The following is a 23,944-nucleotide window of genomic DNA, read 5'->3' on the forward strand; positions in this document are numbered from 1 at the left end:
GTATGAAGAACTGGAGAACTCTCATTTTCGGATTGATGCTTTCAGTGAGTACTGCCTTCGCTGCGCCTCAGCAAATGGATAAAATTGCTGCGGTCGTTAATAACGGGGTGGTACTGGAGAGCGACATCAATAACCGCTTACAATCCGTCAAACTGGATGCGCAACATGCCGGCCAGCAAATACCGGATGAACAAACGCTACGTCATCAGATCCTTGAACGTCTGATTATGGATAATATCCTGCTACAAATGGCAAAACAGATGGGGATCACCATTCCTGATCAAGCATTGGATTCTACAATTGCCAATATTGCAGCCCAGAACCACATCACTGTGGAACAAATGAAACATCGCATTGCTGCTGACGGAATGAGTTTCGATACTTACCGTGATCAAATCCGTAAAGAGATGCTGATAGCAGAAGTGCGCAATAATGAAGTCCGCCGTCGTGTCACCATTTTGCCTCAAGAGATCGACGCCTTAGTTAAACAAATTAGCAACCAGAATACTAACGATACTGAATTGAATATCAGCCACATTCTGATCCCATTGCCAGAAAATCCTGATCAGGCACAAATGGAAAAAGCCATGACGGTAGTGCGGAAAATTATGTCTGAACTTAAACATGGTGTTGATTTCGGTAAATTGGCTATCGCCTATTCTGCCGATCCACAAGCGCTGAAAGGCGGTAATATGGGTTGGAGTAGGCTTCAGGAGTTACCAACTCTGTTTGCTGAACAACTGCAATTAGCTCAGAAAGGCGCCGTTGTTGGCCCAATTCGTTCCGGTGTTGGTTTCCATATTCTCAAAGTTAATGACATCCGTGGCGGTAATCCAACCATCGCCGTCACTGAAGTTCATGCCCGCCATATTCTATTAAGAACTTCTCCTGTCATGACCGATGATCAAGCGCGTACCAAGTTGCAGCAAATCGCCAGTGATATTCGCAGTGGAAAAACTGATTTTGCCGATGCCGCCAAAGAGTTTTCAGACGATACAGGCTCCGCCCTGCGTGGTGGTGATCTCGGCTGGACTACCCCTGATATCTACGATCCTGCTTTCCGTGACGCATTAATGCGACTGAACAAAGGTGAAATCAGCCAACCAGTTCACTCATCTTTTGGTTGGCACCTGATCCAACTGCTGGACACTCACAAAGTTGATAAAACAGATGTCGCTCAGAAAGATCGTGCTTACCGTATGTTGTTCAACCGTAAATTCACCGAAGAAGCACAAAGCTGGATGCAGGAACAACGCGCCTCAGCTTATGTGAAAATTTTAGATGGCAGCGATGCACAACAATAAACCGATTGTTATTACCCCCGGCGAGCCTGCCGGGGTTGGGCCTGATTTAACAGTGGCTCTTGCTCAACAAAGTTGGCCAATGCAATTGGTCGCTTGCGTAGACCCCAACCTGCTTCTCGACAGAGCCAGACAACTTAATTTACCTTTGCAACTACAAGAATATTCTGCTGACAAGCCCCACGAACCACAGGCTGCCGGGACGTTGACAATACTGCCAGTTCCTCTTCATGTACCCGCAATCGCTGGCGAATTGAATCAAGAAAACGGTAGATATGTCACCGAAACACTGGCACAAGCTTGTGACGGTTGTTTAAACGGGGAATTTTCAGCATTAGTCACAGGGCCAGTTCATAAAGGGAATATCAATGATGCTGGCGTGCCTTTTATCGGCCATACCGAATTCTTTGCCGATCGCAGCGGATGCCAACGAGTCGTCATGATGCTTGCGACAGAAGAACTTCGAGTTGCCTTGGCAACGACGCATCTACCCATTGTTGATGTACCAAAATCCATCACTTTCGATAGCCTACGAGAAGTGATTACTATTCTTAACCATGACTTAAAAACAAAGTTTGGCCTGGCAAAACCCTGTATTTATGTTTGCGGTCTGAATCCTCATGCGGGAGAAGGCGGCCATATGGGACGGGAAGAGATTGATGTTATTATTCCTGCGTTAGCCAGTCTGAGAGCAGAAGGCATCGTGCTGGAAGGCCCTTTACCGGCAGATACTTTGTTTCAACCTAAATATCTTCAACATGCAGACGCCGTACTCTCGATGTATCACGACCAGGGATTACCCGTGTTAAAATACCAAGGTTTTGGCAGAGCAGTGAATATTACATTGGGCCTGCCGTTCATCCGTACTTCGGTCGATCATGGCACAGCACTGGAACTGGCCGGGACAGGTCAAGCTGATGTGGGAAGCTTTATCACCGCATTAAATTTAGCAATTAAAATGATACAAAACAGTAATGAATAACAGAGTCCACCAAGGGCACTTTGCCCGTAAACGTTTCGGGCAGAACTTCTTAACCGATCAATTTGTCATTGATAGTATTGTTGCCGCTATCAATCCACAACCCGGCCAAGCAGTGTTAGAAATTGGCCCCGGTCTTGGTGCATTGACAGAACCGGTCGGCGAACGTATGGATAAAATGACCGTGGTTGAACTCGACCGCGATTTAGCCGCACGTCTACAAGTTCATCCACAATTAAAAGATAAACTTACCATCATCCAGCAAGACGCCATGACGGTTAGTTTTGGCGAATTGTCTCAGCAAAGAGGGAAGCCGCTACGCGTCTTTGGTAATTTACCTTATAATATTTCCACGCCGTTAATGTTCCACCTTTTCAGCTATACTGATGCTATTGCTGATATGCATTTTATGTTACAAAAAGAGGTGGTAAACCGTCTGGCAGCTGGCCCCGGAAGTAAAGCTTTCGGGCGTTTGAGTGTCATGGCCCAATATTATTGTCAGGTTATCCCTGTGCTGGAAGTACCGCCAACCGCGTTTACTCCCGCACCTAAAATCGATTCAGCCGTTGTACGTCTGGTACCGCACAAAAGCATACCGCACCCCGTCAAAAATATTCGTATGCTGAGCCGGATCACGACTCAAGCTTTCAACCAACGGCGTAAAACTATCCGTAACAGCCTCGGTGATCTTTTTACTGTAGAACAGCTAACAGAACTTGGTATCGATCCAAGTACTCGTGCAGAGAATATTTCTGTTGAGCAGTACTGTAAAATGGCAAACTGGCTATCAGAACAACCTGAAATGCAGTCATAACAGGAGTCAATTATGATTAATACGCCCAGGGTTTCTATTCAGGTACAAAGTGTTTATGTAGAAAGCCAATCGTGTCCCGATCAACGGCGTTTCGTTTTTGCCTATACAGTTACTATTCGAAATCTTGGGCGCGAACTGGTTCAGTTAATTAATCGTTACTGGCTGATTACCAATAGCGATAGCCATCAAACGGAAGTTCAAGGGGAAGGTGTTGTTGGTGAGCAACCCATAATCCAGCCAGGTACCGAATACCGTTACACCAGCGGCGCGATATTGGAAACGCCCTTGGGTACTATGGAAGGCCATTATGAAATGGTTGACCACAATGGCGAACCATTTCGCGTTGCCATTCCGGTTTTCCGTCTGGCTATCCCAACGCTGATTAATTGATTATGTCTACATATCTCATTGGTGATATTCATGGCTGCTACCGTGAATTACGTGCTTTATTAACTAATGCTAATTTTGATCCTAAAAAGGATACATTGTGGTTAACGGGGGATTTAGTTGCCCGAGGCCCAAACTCTCTTAAAGTTCTCCGATATGTTAAACAGCTAGGTTCAGCCGTAAGAATGGTATTAGGTAATCACGATCTCCATTTATTGGGCGTTTATGCCGGGATCAGCCGTAATAAACCTAAAGATAAAATTGATACGTTACTATCTGCACCAGATGCCGATGAATTAATTAATTGGCTACGCAAACAACCATTACTACAGTTCGATGATGATCTAAAACTGCTCATGACACATGCCGGTATTACGCCTCAATGGGATTTGGAAACAGCCAAAATGTGTGCTAGCGAAGTTGAAACCATGCTCAACAGTAGTTGTTACCCTCTGTTTCTCAATTCCATGTATGGGGATATGCCAAACAACTGGTCACCAGAACTCTCTGGGCTGGCACGTTTACGTTTCAGTACTAATGCATTGACACGTATGCGTTACTGTTTTCCAAATGGTCAGTTAGACATGTTGTGCAAAGATAAGCCCGAAAACGCGCCTGCGCCGCTAAGACCTTGGTTTGAACTGGAACGGCAGATCCCATCAGAGTATGCCATCGTTTTTGGTCACTGGGCATCATTGGAAGGCCAGGGAACACCCGAAAGGTTTTATGCATTAGATACAGGCTGCTGTTGGGGAGGACAACTGACGATGTTACGTTGGGAAGATAAGCAATATTTTACACAATCATCGTTACCGGCAGTAAAACAGCATTAAGCCAGACACGCCGTGAAAAAAGCTCATCGGCGTGTTCTATCAATCACAGACGACGTTGTAAAATCTCAAAACAGTAGCTGTGAGAATTTAATTCATCGGCATCATGGTACTCAGTAAATTCAGAATCCCATTCATCCGGTTCATAGTCAGGAAAATGTGTATCACCTATCACTTCTGCATCAATGTGAGTCAGGTACATACGACTCGCTCGTGAAATAAATTGGTCATAAACTTTACCACCACCCATGACCATAACCTCTTCTGCATCACCTGCTACAGCCAGTGCTTCATCAACTGAACTGACCCAAGTTACACGCTCGTCATTACCCAGCTGACTACTCAATACAATATTGAGTCGGCCGGGTAACGGGCGACCTATGGATTCATAAGTCACCCTCCCCATAATAACGGGTTTATTCAATGTATTACGTTTAAACCAGGCTAGATCCCCCGGTAGATTCCACGGCATTTTATTCTCCATGCCGATAACCCGATCCATAGCTAAAGCAGCGATCAAGCTGATATTCATTAAGCCACCTTAATAGGCAAATAGTATAAAAATTGATGACACTATACGGAAAGGGATGTACCCAGTCGATAGGCTCAACGCTTTCTTAAGTACAAAAGATTAATTTATACTTGGTTTATTACTTAAGACATTTATTGATCAAAATAATAACAAAGCTAATATTAACCATAGGGTACATTATGCTGGAAACATCACTAGTCGTCATCATTATCTCAACGTTGGGTATGCTCTCTCCCGGCCCCGATTTCTTTCTGGTAGTCAAAAATGCCATACGTTATCAACGTTCTGCCGCCATGATGACAGTTGCGGGCTTAATCGCCGCTATCACTTGTCATATGGCTTACTGTGTCGCCGGGTTGGCTATTGTTATCACCACAACGCCGTGGCTATTTAATCTGATGAAATATGCCGGAGCGGCTTATCTTATTTGGATCGGGATCAATAGCTTGCTTTCTCGCGGAGGCAATAGCATTCTCCTAGACAATCAGCCACGACAGATTATCACTTTCAAAAAAGCGTTTATGCAGGGGTTCTTATGTAATTTGCTCAATCCCAAAGCAACGTTGTTCTTCCTGGCAATATTTACTCAGTTTCTAAATATCAATTCTGGTGTTAGTGAAAAATTGTGTTATGCCTCTATTATCTGGGGATTGTCGGTCATCTATTGGCCACTGTTAGTCATATTGATCCAAAGCACACCGGTACGCCGCAGATTAGCTAAGGCTCAGAAGATCATCGATAAACTACTTGGCATTGTTTTGATTGGTTTAGGTGTCAAAGTGGCACTGGGATAAATAAGCATTAACAAAGCCAATTTTTTCATTAATAACTTTGATAGGCAGGTTTTAAACTTACAGATAGTATTATTTTATTTTCTGATTTCTTTTCAACTCGCCTTGCTGCGGAAATTGGCGGCGGTGATGCCAAAGAGTTCGGATTACATCATTGAATCTGTCTAATCTATATGCAGATATTATCGACGATGTTGTATCAATAAACAGTCAGGGCTTGTGGCCTGAGATTCCAAAAGATTACAAAATACCTGATCATTACAATTATCTATCGGAAAAATAAATCATAACCCCAGCCACTGCTGGGGTCTGGTCAGAGACTAACTATTAATCATCGCATGCATTTCCTGTACAGAAATCACCTGCTCAGTTGGATCGGCACTCAGTGCCATTGTTGTAGCAAATCCACCGTTTAATGTGGTGTCATAATGCACTTTATATTGCAGTGCACTGCGGCGAATAAGTTTGGAATCTTCAATCGCCTGACGACCCGCAGTCGTGTTTACAATATAGCTATATTCACCATTTTTGGTTCTATCCTGAATATGCGGACGCCCTTCGTGAACTTTATTCACCAGACGAGGGTTAATCCCCGCTTCACCTAGCACAACCGCAGTACCGTGAGTCGCATCCAGTTCAAAGCCCTGTTTCAGCAATTTAGCGGCCAAATCCACAACCCGGCCTTTATCACCTTCACGCACGGACAAAAGTGCTCTACCATTTTGCGGCATTCTGGCGTTACATCCCAATAGTGCCTTTGAGAAAGCTTCGGCAAATGTACGCCCAACCCCCATCACTTCTCCGGTTGACCGCATTTCAGGCCCAAGAATCGGATCCACACCTGGGAATTTGTTGAAAGGCAATACAACTTCTTTCACCGAATAGTATGGTGGAATGATCTCCTGAGTTGCATCTTGCTCAACCAGAGATTGACCAACCATCACACGAGCCGCAACTTTCGCCAGTGGTAAACCAGTCGCTTTAGAAACAAATGGCACAGTACGAGCCGCACGCGGGTTGACTTCAATCAGATAAACTTCGTCATTCTTGACAGCAAACTGGACATTCATCAAGCCACGTACACCCAATTCAAACGCCAGTTCTTCTACCTGCTGACGCATGACATCCTGGATTTCCTGACTTAGGGTGTAAGCAGGCAATGAACAAGCTGAGTCGCCGGAATGCACACCGGCCTGTTCAATATGTTCCATAATGCCGCCGATCAATACACGCTCACCGTCACAGATAGCGTCAACATCCACTTCCACTGCATCATCAAGGAAACAATCAAGCAATACTGGGGCATCATTAGAGACATTGACCGCCGTCTGGAAGTAACGACGTAGGTCAACTTCGTCATATACGATTTCCATCGCACGGCCACCCAAAACATAGGATGGACGAACCACCAACGGATAACCCAGAATATTTGCCTTCTCAACTGCCCGTTCTATCGTGGTCACTGTGGCATTTTCGGGTTGTTTCAGGCCAAGGCGATTTACCGCCTGTTTAAAACGTTCACGATCTTCCGCACGATCAATCGCATCCGGGCTGGTACCAATAATGGGAACACCGGCAATTTCCAGTTCACGAGCTAATTTCAGCGGAGTCTGCCCACCATATTGAACAATCACCCCTTTTGGCTGCTCAACACGCACAATCTCAAGAACATCTTCCAAAGTCACCGGTTCGAAATAGAGACGATCCGAAGTATCGTAATCTGTTGAAACGGTTTCCGGGTTACAGTTCACCATGATGGTTTCATACCCATCTTCACGCAGTGCCAAGGCCGCATGAACACAACAATAGTCGAATTCAATCCCCTGACCAATACGATTAGGGCCACCACCCAATACCATGATTTTTGGCTTGTCACTATTCGGATTAGCCTCACACTCATCTTCATAAGTGGAATACATGTATGCAGTATCAGTCGCAAATTCCGCCGCACAGGTATCAACGCGCTTGTAAACCGGATACAGATTATATTTGTGGCGCAGTTTGCGGATCTCTTTTTCGGCCACACCGACTAGTTTCGCCAAACGTGCATCAGCAAAACCTTTACGCTTCAGATGGCGCAGGAAGTCGGCCGTCAAGCTGTTAATGCCCTGCTCTGCTACTTGCTCTTCCAATCGCACGAGTTCTTCAATTTGCACTAAGAACCAGCGATCAATATCAGTCAGGTTAAAAACACCATCAACAGACATACCCGCACGGAAAGCATCCGCGATATACCAGATACGTTCAGCACCTGCATCTTTTAATTCGCGACGAATTTTAGTCAATGCTTCTGGATCATCTAAACTGACTTTCGGGTCAAAACCGGTTGCCCCCACTTCCAAACCACGCAATGCTTTTTGCAGAGATTCTTGCTGAGTGCGGCCAATCGCCATCACCTCACCAACAGATTTCATCTGAGTTGTCAGACGATCATTGGCTCCAGCAAATTTCTCGAAATTAAAGCGAGGAACTTTAGTCACTACGTAGTCGATAGAAGGTTCAAAGGAAGCTGGCGTGCGACCACCAGTGATATCATTCATCAATTCATCAAGAGTATAGCCCACAGCCAATTTAGCGGCAATTTTAGCGATCGGGAAACCTGTCGCTTTCGAAGCCAGCGCAGAAGAGCGAGAAACGCGTGGATTCATTTCGATGATAACTAAACGGCCATTTTTTGGGTTCACCGCAAACTGTACGTTAGACCCCCCAGTTTCTACACCGATTTCACGCAATACCGCCATCGAAGCGTTACGCATGATTTGATACTCTTTATCCGTCAGCGTTTGCGCCGGGGCGACCGTGATGGAATCACCGGTGTGAATCCCCATCGCATCAAAGTTTTCAATAGAGCAGACAATAATGCAGTTATCGTTTTTATCCCGCACAACTTCCATTTCATACTCTTTCCAACCAATCAGAGATTCATCAATCAAAAGTTCGTTGGTTGGTGAAAGATCCAGGCCACGCTCACAAATTTCCTCGAATTCTTCACGATTATAGGCGATGCCACCACCGCTTCCTCCCATAGTAAAGGAAGGGCGGATAATACAAGGAAAACCGACTTGATCAGCAACTGCCAACGCTTCTTCCATTGAATGGGCGATACCAGAACGCGGAGTTTCCAAGCCGATCTTTTTCATTGCTATATCGAAACGACGACGATCTTCCGCTTTATCAATCGCATCTGCGGTAGCACCAATCATGGTAACACCAAACTCTTCCAGTACTCCCTGACGCTCCAGTTCTAGCGCACAGTTGAGTGCGGTTTGTCCGCCCATTGTTGGCAGAATCGCATCGGGACGCTCTTTTTCAATGATTTTACGTACCACTTCCCAGTGGATCGGCTCAATGTAAGTGGCATCGGCCATTTCTGGATCAGTCATAATGGTAGCAGGGTTCGAGTTCACCAGAACGACACGATAACCTTCTTCCCGTAACGCTTTACAAGCTTGCGCTCCTGAGTAGTCGAATTCACAAGCCTGACCAATAACAATTGGACCCGCTCCCAGGATCAGGATACTTTTAATATCAGTACGTTTTGCCATTTTATTTTCTCCTGATTACTTGGTGTTATGACGATTATTTTTCTGACAATACTGCTCAATAAGTTCAATAAAGTGATCAAATAACGATGCAGTCTCATGTGGACCGGGGCTAGCTTCTGGGTGCCCCTGGAAGCTGAATGCAGGTTTATCGGTATGATGAATCCCTTGCAACGTGCCGTCAAACAGGGATTTATGAGTAACGCGCAAATTTGACGGCAGTGATTTTTCATCCACGGCAAAGCCGTGGTTTTGTGCGGTAATCATTACAACATTGCATTCAAGATCTTTCACCGGATGGTTACCACCATGATGGCCGAATTTCATTTTCATCGTTTCAGCGCCACTGGCTAACGCCAACAATTGGTGTCCAAGGCAGATACCAAAAATCGGAATTTCTGTCTCAAGCAGGGTTTTGATTGCGTCTATTGCATAACCACAAGGTGCCGGATCTCCTGGCCCATTGGACAAGAAAATACCATCCGGATTCAATTTCAGTACATCTTCCGCCGATGTCTGGGCAGGAACAACTGTCAGGCGGCAGCCACGATCCACCAACATTCGCAAGATATTACGTTTTGCGCCAAAGTCATAAGCAACAACATGATAAGGCAGATCCTGTTCTTGCTTATCTTCCGGTAATCCCCCCGCTAGCTTCCAGCTCCCCTGTAACCACGGATAAATCTGTTTAGTTGTCACCTCTTTTGCTAAATCCATCCCCTCCAACCCCGGAAACGCTTGTGCTTTTTCCAGTGCAACCTGAGCGTCAATCTGTTTACCTGCTATAATACAACCATTCAGTGAACCCTTTTCTCTTAACAAACGCGTCAGTTTACGAGTATCGATATCTGCTATCGCAACAATATTATGACGTTTAAGGTAATCGGAAAGCGTTTCTTCGCAGCGGAAGTTACTGGTCAACAGTGGTAGATCACGAATCACTAACCCTTGGGCCTGTACTTTTAGTGATTCTTTATCGACTGAGTTAACACCGACATTACCAATATGGGGATAAGTAAGAGTGACAATTTGGCGGGAATAGGAAGGGTCTGTGAGAATTTCTTGATATCCGGTCATCGAGGTATTGAAAACCACTTCCCCAACTGCCGCCCCTTCCGCACCTATGGCACGACCGTGGAATTGGGTTCCATCTTCCAGAACCAATATAGCTGACTTAATCAAAACACCCTCCAAAGAATAATTACTCGCAATTAGTGCATATTAATTCAGATTTGTTCCTCAAAATCAATGCAAAAGCTGCTTTTTAGGCAAAATTTTGGCAAATTGCGCGCATTCTAATGATGAGAGGGAGAGTTGTCTACAAAAAATGTTACTTTTCTTATTTTTTTGCACACTTCGCCAGACAGACCAATGAAATAAGACTTAAAATAGCAATAAAGTTAATTTATAAAATGGTAATTAGCATAGAAGATTTGATTTTCAGATGAAAAGTTGAAAATAATCACAAAAAGGAGAAAAAAGCAGAAAATTAAGGTTATAAATAAGACAAAAATAGAAAAAATAAACCAAAAAAACAATAGGATTAAACAAAGAAATTAAAAATCGCACAATAAAATATTTAATTATGCGATATCAATAAGTTACAAAAATAGATTTTTAAAGTAAATCGAGATTCAGTACATCTTTCATATCAAAAAGACCACTATTTTTACCACTTAGCCATAAAGTAGCCTTTACCGCGCCATTTGCAAACGTCATCCGACTGGAAGCCTTATGAGTTATCTCTACTCTCTCCCCAATATCTGCAAACATAGCGGTATGCTCACCCACGATATCCCCGGCACGGATAGTCGCAAAACCAATACTTTTCGGATCACGTTCACCGGTATAACCTTCACGGGCATAGACAGCACACGCTTTAAGATCCCGCCCCAAAGCATGGGCAATAGACTCCCCCATTGCTAAAGCTGTTCCTGATGGTGCATCCACTTTATGGCGGTGATGTGCTTCAATAATTTCGATATCACTATACTCGCCCATCACTTTCGCTGCTTTTTCCAATAATTTAAGCACCAGATTTACACCAACACTGAAATTCGCGGCAAATACAATCGGGATATCAGCAGAAGCCTCTTTAATTGCCTGTTTACCAGCCTCATCAAAGCCAGTTGTACCGATCACTATCGCTTTACCGTTCTGGCGACAAATTTCAAGATGAGTCAACGTTCCTTCCGGGCGGGTAAAATCGATAAGGATATCAAAATCATCAACGATACTTTTCAGGTCATCACAAACAGTCACACCTGTATGACCAATACCCGCCAACTCTCCGGCATCTGCGCCAATCAGAGAAGAACCGGAGCGTTCCAAAGCTGCACCAAGAGCAACACCATCTATTTGATATATGGCCTGAATCAACTGACGTCCCATACGCCCACCAGCGCCAACAATAGCAACACGAATATCTGTATCAGCCATAAGCCCTCACTATATTTAACACGATGAACAGTCAGATGAATGCTCTAAATAAAGAGTATATGCAATACTTTATTCTTATTTATCTTGATAATTTAGCTAATTTCTTTAACTTCAACACGTAACTCTTTTGGCACTTCAAATACAATATTTTCTTCTCTACCGTGTAATTCTTGGACGGAATCAGCACCAAGATATTTCAAGCGTTCAATAACTTGCTGAACTAAAATATCCGGTGCCGAAGCGCCCGCGGTTACGCCAACCAAAGAGATGCCGGTAATCCACTCTTCTTTAATATCCTCAGCAGAATCTATCAAGTAAGCAGGTTTACCAACCCGCTGAGCTAACTCAGCAAGGCGATTAGAGTTAGATGAATTCTTCGAACCCACAACCAAAACAACATCGGCGTCAGACGCCAGATCCCGTACCGCTTCCTGGCGGTTAGTCGTCGCATAGCAGATATCATCTTTACGGGGACCAACAATGTTTGGGAATCGTGCATTAAGTGCATCAATCACTTCTGAAGTATCATCAACAGATAATGTGGTTTGAGTCATAAAACACATGTTGTCTTCATCTTTGACTTTCAAGTTCCATACATCTTCCGGAGATTCAACCAGATACATTCCACCTTCCGCATTGTTGTACTGACCCATTGTACCTTCAACTTCGGGATGTCCAGCGTGACCAATCAGAATAGCTTCTTTGCCTTTGCGGCTGGCTCTTGCTACCTCCATATGGACTTTAGTCACTAGAGGACAAGTCGCATCGAACAACATTGTCAAATTGCGAGAACGCGCTTCAGCACGAATAGCCTGTGAAACACCATGTGCCGAAAAAATCAGAATCGCATCATCCGGTACTTCTGAAATTTCTTCAATAAAGATAGCACCCCGCTTGCGCAGGTTATCTACAACATAACGGTTATGTACAACTTCATGACGAACGTAGATCGGCGCACCATATAATTCCAGTGCGCGCTCTACAATACTGATAGCACGGTCAACACCGGCACAAAAACCGCGGGGGTTAGCCAGCAATATCTGCATGGTTTTCCTCCAATTGTGGATCAATTTCCAACACTTCAATTTCAAACGTGACGTTCTGATAAGCTAACGGGTGATTGAAATCAACAGTCACAGATTCTTCTGTTACGGCTTTGACTATGCCCGGCATTTCACTGCCATTCATTGCCGTAAATAACATTATAGTGCCAATTTCAGGAATACCCGTTTCAGCAAAATCACGCGGAGTAAAATATTGGATCAGATCAGGATTTGGTTTACCAAATACATTCTCACCAGCCAGAGTAAAGGTATGTTTATCTCCGTCTTTTAGCCCAGTAAGCTGCTGTTCCAAAGGTGAAGAAAGGGTTCCATCACCTAAACGAAATAATGCAGGTTTGCCCTGAGTGTGAGTGGAGTCGACAATAGAGCCATCTTGCAGTTTTAAAGTGAAGTGCAGTAAAACCGCACTATTCGCCTGCACCTGATTTGACATATTACTTATCCCACTTTGATGGTCTTTTCATCCGGGCTTAGAAAGCTATCAATGATAACCAATCCAGCCCCGATACATATCGCCATATCAGCGATATTAAAAGTTGGAAAATGCCAATCACCGACATAAAAATCAATAAAATCGATGACAAAACCATGAACCAACCGGTCAAACAGATTACCCAATGCTCCACCAATAATCAGGGCATAAGCGATATTACTCAGTTTCTTCTTTGCACTGGCACGATACATCATCACCATCAGTACAACTGAAATAGCAACGGCAATGAATGCAAAGAACCAACGCTGCCAACCATCTTTCTCTGCAAGGAAACTGAAAGCCGCCCCAAAATTCTGGGCATAAGTCAGATTAAAATAAGGTATCAATGGAACGGATTCATACAGATGAAAGTGTTGCAACACTAGCTGCTTACTACCCAGATCCAAAATCAATACCACAACAACTAACCAAAGCCAGCGAAGGCCGGTGGAGCAAATGGGTTTATTCATCAGGCAAACTTACGCTCTTCGCCGTTACCGGCAACATTAGTTACACAGCGGCCACAAAGTTCTGCATGTTCCGCCACCAATCCCACATCTTTAGCGTAATGCCAGCAACGAGGACATTTTTCGCCATCCGCTTTGCGGAAAGCAATTTTCAGACTACTGATTTCGCTTTGTTGAGCATCTTCACCAGCCTGCTCATAATCTGCAACAACAACCTGAGATGTTAGCAGAACAAAACGCAATTCATCTCCGAGGCTATTCAATTTGTCCGCCAATTCATTATCGGCGTACAGCGTCACCACGGCTTCCAGTGAACTACGGATATGTTTGTCCGCACGTGCCTGCTCCAGCACTTTGTTAACCTCACCACGCACAGCCAACAAATCAGCCCAGAAAACATCATTCATTGGTTCGCCTGCGGCCAGACCAAACAAACCGTCGTACCACTCTTCGGTAAATACATATTGAGCACGTTTGCCAGGCAACTCATTCCAAACTTCATCAGCAGTAAAGGAGAGGATAGGTGCCATCCAGCGAACCAATGCTTCCGCAATATGATACAGCGCAGTCTGACAACTGCGACGAGCCAAACTATCGCTCTTAGCGGTGTATTGACGGTCTTTAATGATATCGAGATAGAACGATCCCATCTCCACGGAACAGAATTGCATCATACGTTGAACAACGGTGTGGAAATCATATCTATCGTAACATTTGGTAATGTCCGCTTGCGCCGCTTGAGCACGCCCCACAGCCCAACGATCCAACACAGCCATCTCTTCTGGTTTAACCCTATGCTGTTCAGGATCGAAACCATTCAGGTTTGCCAGCAGGAAACGCGCCGTGTTACGGATACGACGATATGCATCAGCAGAGCGTTTCAAAATCTCATCGGATACCGCAATTTCACCGGTGTAATCGGTAGAAGCAACCCATAGACGCAGAATATCTGCCCCTAATTTATCCATGACATCCTGCGGACTAATGGTATTACCGATAGATTTAGACATCTTACGGCCCTGACCATCCACAGTGAAACCATGCGTTAACACCTGACGGTAAGGTGCTTTACCTTTTATTGCCGTTGAGATCATCAGGGAAGACATAAACCAGCCACGGTGCTGATCTGAACCTTCAAGATAGATATCCGCAGCGTTACCCTGGAATTCAGGGCGGGCATCAACCACCGATGCGTGAGTTGATCCCGAATCGAACCAGACATCCAACGTATCAAAAATTTTGACATAGTTAGCCGCATCATCACCTAACAGTTCGGCTGGCTCCAGATCCCACCACGCCTGAATACCGTCAACTTCAACACGTTTTGCAACTTCTTCCATCAATTCGATAGTACGTGGATGAAGCTCTTCCGTCTCTTTATGGACAAAAAGAGACATCGGCGTGCCCCAAGTACGTTGACGTGAAATACACCAGTCAGGACGGTTTTCAACCATTGCCTCAATACGGGCCTGCCCCCAACCCGGTATCCACTGAACCCCTTTGATCTCTTGCAACGATTGTTTACGCAGACCATTTTGATCCATGCTGACAAACCACTGCGGCGTGGCACGGAAAATGATAGGTGTCTTGTGACGCCAGCAGCAGGGGTAACTATGCTGTAATTTTTCCAAATGCAACAATGCATTGTTTTCACTCAGGATATTCAGCACAATATCATTCGCCTTAAAGACAAATACGCCATCCAGAGAAGGATAAGTACCGGGTAGATAACAACCATTAGGTCCAACCGGATTTGCAACTTCCAAATCATATTTCTGACCGAGAACAAAGTCGTCCGGGCCGTGACCTGGGGCCGTATGCACAGCACCGGTACCCGCATCCAAAGTCACGTGATCACCCAGTACAACCGGTGAATCAAAACCCATAAATGGATGTTTAAAGCGCAATAACTCCAACGCAGCACCCGCACAATTCCCTAGCACTGTCCACGAAGTTATACCCGCACGCTGCATCACACTTTCTACCAAATCAGCAGCCAGGATCAGGCATTCACCCTCAATCTGTACTAATTGATAGCTAAATTCAGCATGCAAAGCGATCGCTCGGTTAGCCGGCAACGTCCACGGCGTGGTTGTCCAGATAACCAAAGAGACCGGTTGATCTGGAGCCTGCACACCAAATTTCTCACAAACGGCAGCTGCATTAACCGCGTTAAAACGCACGTCAATCGATGGCGAAATTTTGTCGTAATACTCAACTTCTGCTTCGGCCAGTGATGAACGGCAATCGGTACACCAGTGAACAGGCTTGGCACCTTTCAACAAATGACCATTAGCGATAATACGGCTCAATGCGCGAATAATGTCAGCTTCGGTCTTAAAATCCATAGTCAAATATGGCCGTTCCCAGTCACCTAATATGCCCAGACGGATAAAGTCTTTCTTCTGACCTTCGATTTGCTCTTTGGCATATTTGCGGCACTCGGCACGAAATTCAGCGGCGGAAAATTTTTCCCCCGGCTTACCAATAATCTGCTCAACCTTAAGCTCAATGGGTAAACCGTGGCAATCCCAACCAGGGATATATGGCGAATCATATCCCGCCATTCCTTTGGATTTAATAATAATATCTTTGAGAATCTTATTGACTGAGTGACCAATATGAATACTGCCATTCGCGTAAGGAGGGCCGTCATGCAGAATAAATGTTTTTTTACCGGCTTTTGCTTTACGAATTACCTGATACAACCCATCTTTGTACCAACGTTTTAACATATCTGGTTCGCGCTTTGCTAAATCTCCGCGCATTGGAAACCCTGTTTCTGGCAGATTCAGGGTGTTTTTATAGTCACTCATTCGATTCTCAATTCCAATTTTCCGCTAGATACATGACACAGGTAGCTGCTTAAAAAATTCCTTCGCAGCAACCAAATCATTCGCAATTTGCTGCTTGAGTGCATCAAGGGAAGCAAACCGCTGTTCATTACGCAATTTTTTACGTAACACCACATCAATATAACGCCCATAGAGATCCATTTGGGTATCAATTAGATGTACTTCAAGTTGTTGACCCTGACCAGAGACTGTTGGACGTGTACCAATATTGGCAACACCCGGTAAAGGCTGGTCTCCCAAACCATAGACTTCAACAACATAAACGCCGTGTACCGGAACCACTAATCGTTTTAACGGCAAATTTGCTGTTGGAAAACCAATAGTGCTCCCTAGTCGCTTACCATGAACGACCCGGCCACAAATGCTGTATGGATGTCCCAATAATGTTTCGGCTAATACCAAATCATCATCTTGCAGTGCTTGACGGATAGCTGTGCTGCTAATCCGTAAACCATCATCACAAAAACTTTCACTGCTGGTCACATCAAAGCCGTATGTCTCACCGGCTCGCTGCAAAAAGGCAAAATCACCACTGCGAGATTGACCAAAACGAAAGTCGTCTCCCACAGCGAGAAACTTAACACCCAATTTTTCCACCAGCAACCGTGAAACAAAGGCTTCTGGCGTATTTGCCGCAAAATTTCTATCAAATTTCGCGCATAATAAATAATCCACTCCACATTGGGCGAGATATTTGGCTTTATCCCTCAATCTCGTTAGACGCGCAGGAGCATTACCCTTAGCAAAAAACTCCAAAGGTTGTGGTTCAAAAATCATGACCATTACTGGTAATCCCAGACGCTGCCCTTCGTGTTTTAAGTGTTTCAGTAGTGCCTGATGACCTCTGTGGACACCATCAAAATTACCAATCGTCAACACGCAACCGCGGTGACATGTCCGGATATTACGTATACCGCGAATTAGCTCCATAGCTGGCTCAATACCCTGGAAATTACCAAATTATACCTTGTACAAAGCTCAAGGTTAACCCATCATCATAAGATGATTTAAATCAATAGCCCTGATTCATACAACAAAAACGAGCAGGAATCCCGAAAAATATTCATTTTATTTCTATCTGGACTATTCAATGAGATTTTTATTGTGAAAGACTGTATTCCCACTAAGTAAACTGATAAAATCCTGCGCCATCACAACGAAACAAGTTGCCGCGGTACAACGGCGCTTATTTGCACAAATCCATTGACAAAAGAAGGTTGAACAGGCATATTCCTCGGCCTTTGAATTGTCCTCGATAGAATATATTTGGGAGTTGGACCTTGGCTAATATCAAATCAGCTAAGAAACGCGCCATACAGTCTGAAAAACGTCGTCAGCATAACGCTAGCCGTCGTTCTATGGTGCGTACCTTTATCAAGAAGGTATATGCTGCTATCGCTACCGGCGATAAAGAAGCTGCGCAGAAAGCATTTCATGACATGCAACCTATTGTCGATCGTCACGCCTGTAAGGGACTGATCCACAAAAACAAAGCAGCACGTCATAAATCTAATCTGACGGCGCAAATCAACGCAATGTAATAATTTGCGTTTGGGTTACTGAAAAACCGGCCTACGCCGGTTTTTTTGTGTTTGCAGTTACTATCAATTATTTTTTAAGTACGCTTCTTAGATAGCACATTAAACAACGCAGAAAAATCTTTATTACATACCCTTTGAACAGCCGGGTGTTGAATCATTCGCTCAGCAAAAATCACATAATACTCTTCCTGCACGGCATCCAACCGACCAATCTCGGCAATATCATTATCTGTAAAAATATCATTGGTATACAAAGATGGTGCCACGAAAATCGCATTATGATACATACCAAACGCTTTCATTAACGCGGCATCATCAAACTCACCGAGTACCTCAACCTGAAGATTTTTATTACGTATCCAAGTCAACAATTTACGCCCCAACATAGAGCGACGCCCTGGAACCAATAAGCGACGTTCCTCCAAACATTCCGGGAAAGGTTTTTCCGGGATAGGTTGTCGGCAGAAGAAACTCACATCACATTCACCCAGTTTTACCGAGAACAGCCCTTCCTGTTGGGAAGAATCCACCGGGCAATCAGACAATATCATATCGAGTTTGTGCTGGCTGAGTTGTTCCAGCAACAACTCATGGGTTGATTCAAAACAACGTAGATGAATCTGCTCATGTTCCACAACCGCCGTTTTTAATACCTGGCTAACCAGACGTTTGGACAGCGCATCAGCAACACCAACATCAAATAAAAGATTAGATTCACGACTGTAGTTAACGATATCCAACATCTCCTGGCTTAGCATAAACATCTTATCCGCATAGCGGAAAATAAGCTGTCCTAGCTCTGATGGCACTAATCCCCTGCCCTGACGTTTGAACAGTTTCCCTCCCAGACGCTCCTCCAGCGCTTTTATCTGTCCTGTGATCGTTTGAGGTGTTAGATAAAGCGCTTCTGCCGCCCCAACCACTGATCCTTCCTTGCAAACATGCCAGAAATAATAGAGATGATTAAAATTCAGATGTGACACCCGCATACGTTTTTCCTTATGTATCGCTTACGTCTGGTAGACAACGCCAGCCATACATTACTAATCCACCGTCTCCCGGTGATTTTCTGTTTTTTCACTACATAAAGTATCCGCGATACAATTTTAGTTGTTGTACCGCAAATACAAAAATGATGAGTCAGTCCAGAAATTTTCTCTAAAATGTAGAACTTCATTTGGCTAAGTTAATGAATTTATCCCCACTCTGCCATCACTTTTTCTTTGGTAAGACCATTCGTAACAAGCCATACCCCATAAACGCAGCGATGGTTGAACCCATCAGAATGCCAAGACGGGAATAGACACTGAAAGATTCATCCGCTCCTTCAAAAGCCAATCCTGAAATAAAGATAGACATAGTAAAGCCGATTCCACAAAGAACAGAGACCGCAAATATCTGTTTAAGATTAATCTGCCGTGGCAATTTAGCAAATCCGATCTTAATAGAAATATAGCTAAAAAGAAAAATGCCCAATGGCTTACCAAGAAACAGAGCCACGGCAATACCTAACGGTAATATATCGGTCAAACCATTTAACGTAACGCCATTCAGGGCTACACCTGCATTGGCAAATGCAAATAATGGCAAAATAAGATACGCCACCCAAGGATGCAAACCGTGCTCAAGTAATTCAGATGGTGAATGACCATTCTGACCACGCAGAGGAATCAGAAAACCAACAATGACGCCAGCTAGTGTTGCATGAACACCCGATTTCAAGATGCAAACCCAAAGGATAGTGCCAACAGCCAGATAAGCCGATGTTTTTTCGACACCACGCCAATTCATCCAAACCAGCAAAACAATCATTGCCGCTGACAAGCCAAGCGCCACAAGAGAAACCGTTTTGGTATAAAACAGAGCGATAATCACGATAACGCCCAGATCATCAATAATCGCGAGTGCCAACAAGAAAACCTTGAGTTCTATTGGCACCCGCTTAGACAGAAGCGCCATCACCCCCAAGGCAAAAGCAATATCGGTTGCCGCAGGAATAGCCCACCCTTGACGGGTAAATTCATCATTGCCATTAAATAACAGATATATCAGTGCCGGAACGACCATACCTCCTATCGCCGCTATTACCGGAAATATTGCCTTATCACGCCCCGCCAAGGAACCTTCCAGCAATTCCCGCTTGACTTCCAGACCGACAATCAAAAAGAAGACAGCCATTAAGCCGTCATTAATCCATAACAATAAAGGCTTATTGATCTCCAGTGCAGCGAATTGCACTACCATCGAAATATTAAGAAATTGCTGATAAATACCCTGTAATGGCGAGTTTGCCATTATCAGCGCAATAATGGCAGCAATGATAAGAAGGAGCCCTCCAGCCGCTTCTAATTTCAGGAATTGACGAATAATTGCTGTCACGATGATTAACCTCTGAAACTGATCGAGCTTAAATGGTACTCTAGCTATAGTTTCGAAAAAAATCGATTTTATAACCAGAATAATTCGATATAACCGATCTATTGATGATCTACATCTCAATAAAATAGATTATCAATCAGAGGAAATCGTTAAGTGGAGCGTGCCTATTTATTTTACATTAGCACCAATTTCACGCATCTTAGCCAAAATGCAGTTTAAATCATCTTCTGATAGTGTTAACTGTGTTGCTATATAGAATAGAATGTGCGGAGAAATAACACGTGGCATTTTCCCGCCCGTGTATTTTCTCCATTGATTGTTACCGGAAACTCCCGCTAAATCGGCCATTTGTTCTCCCGTGAAACCTAATTCTTCTTTGAGTTTAATGAGATCTTCTGTAGTAGGAGGAGAATAATTGCCGATCAGTCGTTTAATTTTTCACCTAAAAATATTAGTATTCAATATGACTTCATATTATGCAAAATATATTTTTTCAGAATTTATATAGCTAGATAATTTCTAAGGATTCGACAGAAAAGATAAAATAAGACAATAATAACGAGAAAACAGCATGAACAATTAACAGGTATTAAAACTGGTCATATTGCAATATTTAAATACAAAAAAGCATTAAGAATATTATCAATATACATTAATTACTTGAAAAACAAATCAACATCGATTAATAACCAACAAATCATCTTTACATCCAATAACATTTTTTCTTTTAGTCGGCACTATTGAGTGATATTCCTCGCTATTAGTAACAATAATTGGCGATATAATCTGAATTTTATTCTCTTGAAAAAATTCCAGATCAAAATTAACTAATACCTCACCAGCAACCACTCTCTGCCCTTCCATAATTTGCAAATTAAATCCCTCTCCTTGCAAACCTACCGTTTCAATACCAATATGAATTAATAACTCCACTCCTTGATCGGAAATTAAACCAATAGCATGTCCAGTCGGAGTAATCATTGAAACCTTGCCATTAAAAGGCGATTTAACCACACCTTCGGTAGGAATAATAGCAATACCATCACCAATAATTTTTTCAGAAAAAGTGTCATCAGGTACTCTTGAGAGAGATTCTATTGTACCGGTCATCGGAGAGCGTAATATGATTTTCTTCTTTTTTGAAAAGCGTGGCCTTATTAAGATTATAGAATCAACATTAGATTCTAATTTCATTAATAAAGTGGATATAAATGCCACTAAGAAACTACTAAAAATGCCAAGCAAAATAAAAATAAAGTTATTGCTATCTTTTTGCATATAAAAAGGTAATGACACCAATCCCGGTACACTAAAAGCAAATATTTTCACAGAGAAAATACCTACAATAGCGCCACCAACAGCTCCACCCATTAATGCAGCATAAAAAGGTTTTCTTAATTTAAGCGTAACGCCATACATTGCAGGTTCAGTTACACCTAAAAAAGCAGAGAATGAAGATGAATAAGCTAATGATTTCATTTGCCTATCTTTAATTTTAATTGCGACGGCTAATGTCGCACCAGCTTGTGCAATATTACTCGCAAAACTGATAGGTAATAACATAAAATCGTATCCAAGAGACTTAAAGTTAGCAAAAACACTTGGCAAAAAGGCATAATGCATCCCAGTAATAACTAAAATAGGTATCAATCCACCTAACAATAATCCCGCAAACGGTCCAGCCACGGAAAATAATATTAAAAGCCACTTTTCAAGATACAAACCAATTGTATTTCCCAACGGTGCAGCAATAATCAATAAAATAGGTGCAGAAATTAATAAGACCAATAATGGTGTAAGTATTATTTTCAATACCGTTGGAATAAACCTATCTACCCATCGATGAATATAACTGAGCAACCAAACCCCTAAAATAATTGGAATAGCAGTATAACTATAATGATTAGCGGGAATAGTAATACCAAATACACTGAAATATCCGCCACCAGAACTGCTCACAAGATCAGATAATGTTGGATAAATTAAAATACACGCTAATGTGGCTGCAATAAATTCATTTGTTTTAAATTTTCTTGCCGCTGAAAAAGCCAAAAGAACAGGCAAAAAATAGAGAGGTGTATCAGAAAGAATATATAATAACTTATACTCATTACTCTGCTCTGAAACCCAATCCATCATGTAGAAAAAAATTAACCCACCTTTAAGTAAACCCGCCCCTACAATTGCCGGCAATACGGGAACAAATATGCCTGAAATGACATCAAGAATATGACTAATGAAACCCTTTTTTAGACCATAATGATTTTCTTCATTTTCTTTTAATTGCTTAATGATTTCACTAAATATTTCAACAACCCTATTACCAATAATTATTTGTAATTGCCCGCTGTGAAAATGTGCCCCAATAACTCCCTGCATTTTTCTAATCGCAGCAATATCTACTTTACTATTATCTATAATATTAAAACGCAATCTGGTAACACAATGCCAACTTTTATTTATATTTTCTTGTCCGCCAATAAATATAATGATCTCTTTTGCAAAATCTTCATCTCTCATTTTATCCACCACCTCTAATCTATTATCATTAGCGATTGACACTTATTTGACGATCCATTTACTTATCATTCTCTGCTCTTGTAACTATCATTAACCACCCGTTCTATATGAATGACTAAATAAATCAATTCATCATCGGGCACTTTCCATTGGTATTTCTCCCTCAGATATTTAATTAGCTTAACTGCACAGTTGTAGCTTTTGAAATACTTTTCTTCTATCAACTCTTGCAGAGAAAAATCCATCTCAATCGCAGAAGAATGCTCATTTTTATTTTGTCTAATCAGGAAATAGCGCAAATGCGTAATAAAACGAGAGTAATTCACCGAGGTTGTATCAAGGTTAACATGAAAATAGTAGTGAATAAGCTTAACCGTTTTATTAATCAAATTCGTTAATTTTAATGTATCTCCCATTGTTTGCCCTTCATATTGAGCATTGACAAAATGCAAGGCAATCAATGAGGCTTCTATCGGCGGTAATGGTTTTTCAATCTGGTCATTAATATAGATAAGCGCCTGTTTACCGACTTCATATTCCAACGGGTAAAGATGAGGGATCTCCCATTGTAAGACATTACCAATCTGATATCCTTTACTCACACGCTCAAATGCAAAGTTTAAATGCTCCGACAAAGTAATGAGTAATGAATCGTTGAGAGATTTGCCAAGAAGATCTTCCCCTAATGCGATAATTTTCTCGGTTAGCTCTATAACTGAGACTGGAATAGTCGCCATAATTTGATTAATTCTATCGTTCTTTTCAACAGTGAAGACTTTTGCAACATCTTGAATATTCAGCCTATCACCTTTTTTTCTATTAAAACCTATGCCTTTATCCATTAGAATAACTTCATTATTATTCTCATCAACGGCAAGAACGACATTATTATTTATGAGTTTTACTATCGTTAACAAAAGAGATACCTTACAGGATAAACTATTATATCCGTCATCTTTCAAGTTGCCTCTTTGTTGGCTGCACTCGCTCACCCCGGTCACATAGTTATCTATGCTCCCGGGGATTCACTC

At 42.8% G+C, this 23,944-nt stretch carries 21 protein-coding genes; 7 read left to right on the forward strand and 14 right to left on the reverse strand.

The genetic code is table 11. The features are described 5' to 3' along the window. Window positions 1–2 precede the first annotated feature (2 nt). Genes surA through apaH form a run of 5 tightly spaced genes read left to right on the forward strand, consistent with a single transcriptional unit; the run spans window position 3 to window position 4,314 of the window. Window positions 3–1,304: a peptidylprolyl isomerase SurA gene (surA, locus tag CKY02_RS08455; protein ID WP_112894976.1), complete on the forward strand. Its 1,302-nt coding sequence runs from the start codon at window positions 3–5 to the stop codon at window positions 1,302–1,304. Next, a complete protein-coding gene (pdxA, locus tag CKY02_RS08460; RefSeq protein WP_193493092.1) occupies window positions 1,291–2,283 on the forward strand; it encodes a 4-hydroxythreonine-4-phosphate dehydrogenase PdxA in 993 nt (330 codons plus the stop codon). The genes surA and pdxA overlap by 14 nt, the downstream gene beginning before the upstream one ends. After that, on the forward strand, window positions 2,276–3,094 hold the full coding sequence (gene rsmA / locus CKY02_RS08465; RefSeq protein ID WP_112894951.1) for a 16S rRNA (adenine(1518)-N(6)/adenine(1519)-N(6))-dimethyltransferase RsmA: 819 nt from the start codon (window positions 2,276–2,278) through the stop codon (window positions 3,092–3,094). Before pdxA ends, rsmA begins: the two co-directional genes overlap by 8 nt. Before the next feature lie 12 nt (window positions 3,095–3,106). Further along, the gene (apaG, locus tag CKY02_RS08470) at window positions 3,107–3,484 is read left to right on the forward strand and encodes a Co2+/Mg2+ efflux protein ApaG (RefSeq protein ID WP_112894952.1); all 378 of its coding nucleotides are present in this window, start codon (window positions 3,107–3,109) and stop codon (window positions 3,482–3,484) included. 2 nt (window positions 3,485–3,486) lie between these two features. After that, window positions 3,487–4,314: a bis(5'-nucleosyl)-tetraphosphatase (symmetrical) ApaH gene (apaH, locus tag CKY02_RS08475; RefSeq protein ID WP_112876455.1), complete on the forward strand. Its 828-nt coding sequence runs from the start codon at window positions 3,487–3,489 to the stop codon at window positions 4,312–4,314. Window positions 4,315–4,357: 43 nt separating this feature from the next. Here apaH and folA read toward each other — a convergent pair whose 3' ends face one another. After that, window positions 4,358–4,843 (reverse strand): type 3 dihydrofolate reductase, encoded by a 486-nt coding sequence (folA, locus tag CKY02_RS08480; protein WP_112894953.1) that lies wholly within the window; start codon window positions 4,841–4,843, stop codon window positions 4,358–4,360. A 179-nt stretch (window positions 4,844–5,022) separates the two neighbouring features. Between folA and CKY02_RS08485 the strand changes: the two genes are divergently transcribed. Next, window positions 5,023–5,637: a LysE family translocator gene (locus CKY02_RS08485; protein WP_112894954.1), complete on the forward strand. Its 615-nt coding sequence runs from the start codon at window positions 5,023–5,025 to the stop codon at window positions 5,635–5,637. A 317-nt stretch (window positions 5,638–5,954) separates the two neighbouring features. Here the strand turns inward: CKY02_RS08485 and carB are convergent, their stop codons facing one another. From carB to ribF, 8 genes are all read right to left on the reverse strand, one after another. Continuing rightward, window positions 5,955–9,179 (reverse strand): carbamoyl-phosphate synthase large subunit, encoded by a 3,225-nt coding sequence (carB, locus tag CKY02_RS08490; RefSeq protein WP_112894955.1) that lies wholly within the window; start codon window positions 9,177–9,179, stop codon window positions 5,955–5,957. Window positions 9,180–9,194: 15 nt separating this feature from the next. Further along, window positions 9,195–10,358, reverse strand: a complete 1,164-nt coding sequence (gene carA / locus CKY02_RS08495) for a glutamine-hydrolyzing carbamoyl-phosphate synthase small subunit (protein ID WP_112894956.1) — start codon at window positions 10,356–10,358, stop codon at window positions 9,195–9,197. Between the two features lie 435 nt (window positions 10,359–10,793). Continuing rightward, window positions 10,794–11,615, reverse strand: coding sequence for a 4-hydroxy-tetrahydrodipicolinate reductase (gene dapB / locus CKY02_RS08500; RefSeq protein ID WP_112894957.1), 822 nt, complete (start codon window positions 11,613–11,615; stop codon window positions 10,794–10,796). 92 nt (window positions 11,616–11,707) lie between these two features. Beyond that, window positions 11,708–12,661: a 4-hydroxy-3-methylbut-2-enyl diphosphate reductase gene (gene ispH / locus CKY02_RS08505; protein ID WP_112876445.1), complete on the reverse strand. Its 954-nt coding sequence runs from the start codon at window positions 12,659–12,661 to the stop codon at window positions 11,708–11,710. Beyond that, on the reverse strand, window positions 12,642–13,112 hold the full coding sequence (fkpB, locus tag CKY02_RS08510) for an FKBP-type peptidyl-prolyl cis-trans isomerase (protein WP_112894958.1): 471 nt from the start codon (window positions 13,110–13,112) through the stop codon (window positions 12,642–12,644). The genes ispH and fkpB overlap by 20 nt, the downstream gene beginning before the upstream one ends. A gap of 5 nt (window positions 13,113–13,117) precedes the next feature. Continuing rightward, the gene (lspA, locus tag CKY02_RS08515; protein ID WP_011144971.1) at window positions 13,118–13,621 is read right to left on the reverse strand and encodes a signal peptidase II; all 504 of its coding nucleotides are present in this window, start codon (window positions 13,619–13,621) and stop codon (window positions 13,118–13,120) included. Further along, entirely contained in the window at window positions 13,621–16,434 is a 2,814-nt protein-coding gene (ileS, locus tag CKY02_RS08520; RefSeq protein WP_112894959.1) for an isoleucine--tRNA ligase, read from the reverse strand. The genes lspA and ileS overlap by 1 nt, the downstream gene beginning before the upstream one ends. 24 nt (window positions 16,435–16,458) lie before the next feature. Then, a complete protein-coding gene (ribF, locus tag CKY02_RS08525; protein ID WP_112894960.1) occupies window positions 16,459–17,403 on the reverse strand; it encodes a bifunctional riboflavin kinase/FAD synthetase in 945 nt (314 codons plus the stop codon). A 350-nt stretch (window positions 17,404–17,753) separates the two neighbouring features. On the opposite strand from ribF, the gene rpsT reads away from it, so the two are divergent. Then, entirely contained in the window at window positions 17,754–18,014 is a 261-nt protein-coding gene (gene rpsT / locus CKY02_RS08530) for a 30S ribosomal protein S20 (RefSeq protein WP_112876441.1), read from the forward strand. A gap of 74 nt (window positions 18,015–18,088) precedes the next feature. Here the strand turns inward: rpsT and nhaR are convergent, their stop codons facing one another. The 5 genes from nhaR to CKY02_RS08555 all read right to left on the reverse strand — a co-directional run bounded on the left by nhaR (window position 18,089) and on the right by CKY02_RS08555 (window position 23,914). Next, window positions 18,089–19,003 (reverse strand): transcriptional activator NhaR, encoded by a 915-nt coding sequence (gene nhaR, locus CKY02_RS08535; protein ID WP_112876440.1) that lies wholly within the window; start codon window positions 19,001–19,003, stop codon window positions 18,089–18,091. Window positions 19,004–19,226: 223 nt separating this feature from the next. Then, entirely contained in the window at window positions 19,227–20,393 is a 1,167-nt protein-coding gene (gene nhaA, locus CKY02_RS08540; protein WP_112894961.1) for a Na+/H+ antiporter NhaA, read from the reverse strand. A 168-nt stretch (window positions 20,394–20,561) separates the two neighbouring features. Next, window positions 20,562–20,741, reverse strand: a complete 180-nt coding sequence (locus CKY02_RS08545) for a hypothetical protein (protein ID WP_238399206.1) — start codon at window positions 20,739–20,741, stop codon at window positions 20,562–20,564. 324 nt (window positions 20,742–21,065) lie between these two features. Next, window positions 21,066–22,955 (reverse strand): beta-glucoside-specific PTS transporter subunit IIABC, encoded by a 1,890-nt coding sequence (locus CKY02_RS08550; protein ID WP_240002027.1) that lies wholly within the window; start codon window positions 22,953–22,955, stop codon window positions 21,066–21,068. A 23-nt stretch (window positions 22,956–22,978) separates the two neighbouring features. Next, window positions 22,979–23,914 carry a PRD domain-containing protein gene (locus CKY02_RS08555; RefSeq protein ID WP_240002028.1) on the reverse strand — a complete coding sequence of 312 codons (936 nt, stop codon included), beginning with the start codon at window positions 23,912–23,914 and terminating at the stop codon, window positions 22,979–22,981. Window positions 23,915–23,944: the final 30 nt, after the last annotated feature.

Origin of the sequence: Photorhabdus bodei, assembly GCF_003287735.1 — a bacterium.
Classification (GTDB): domain Bacteria; phylum Pseudomonadota; class Gammaproteobacteria; order Enterobacterales; family Enterobacteriaceae; genus Photorhabdus; species Photorhabdus kayaii.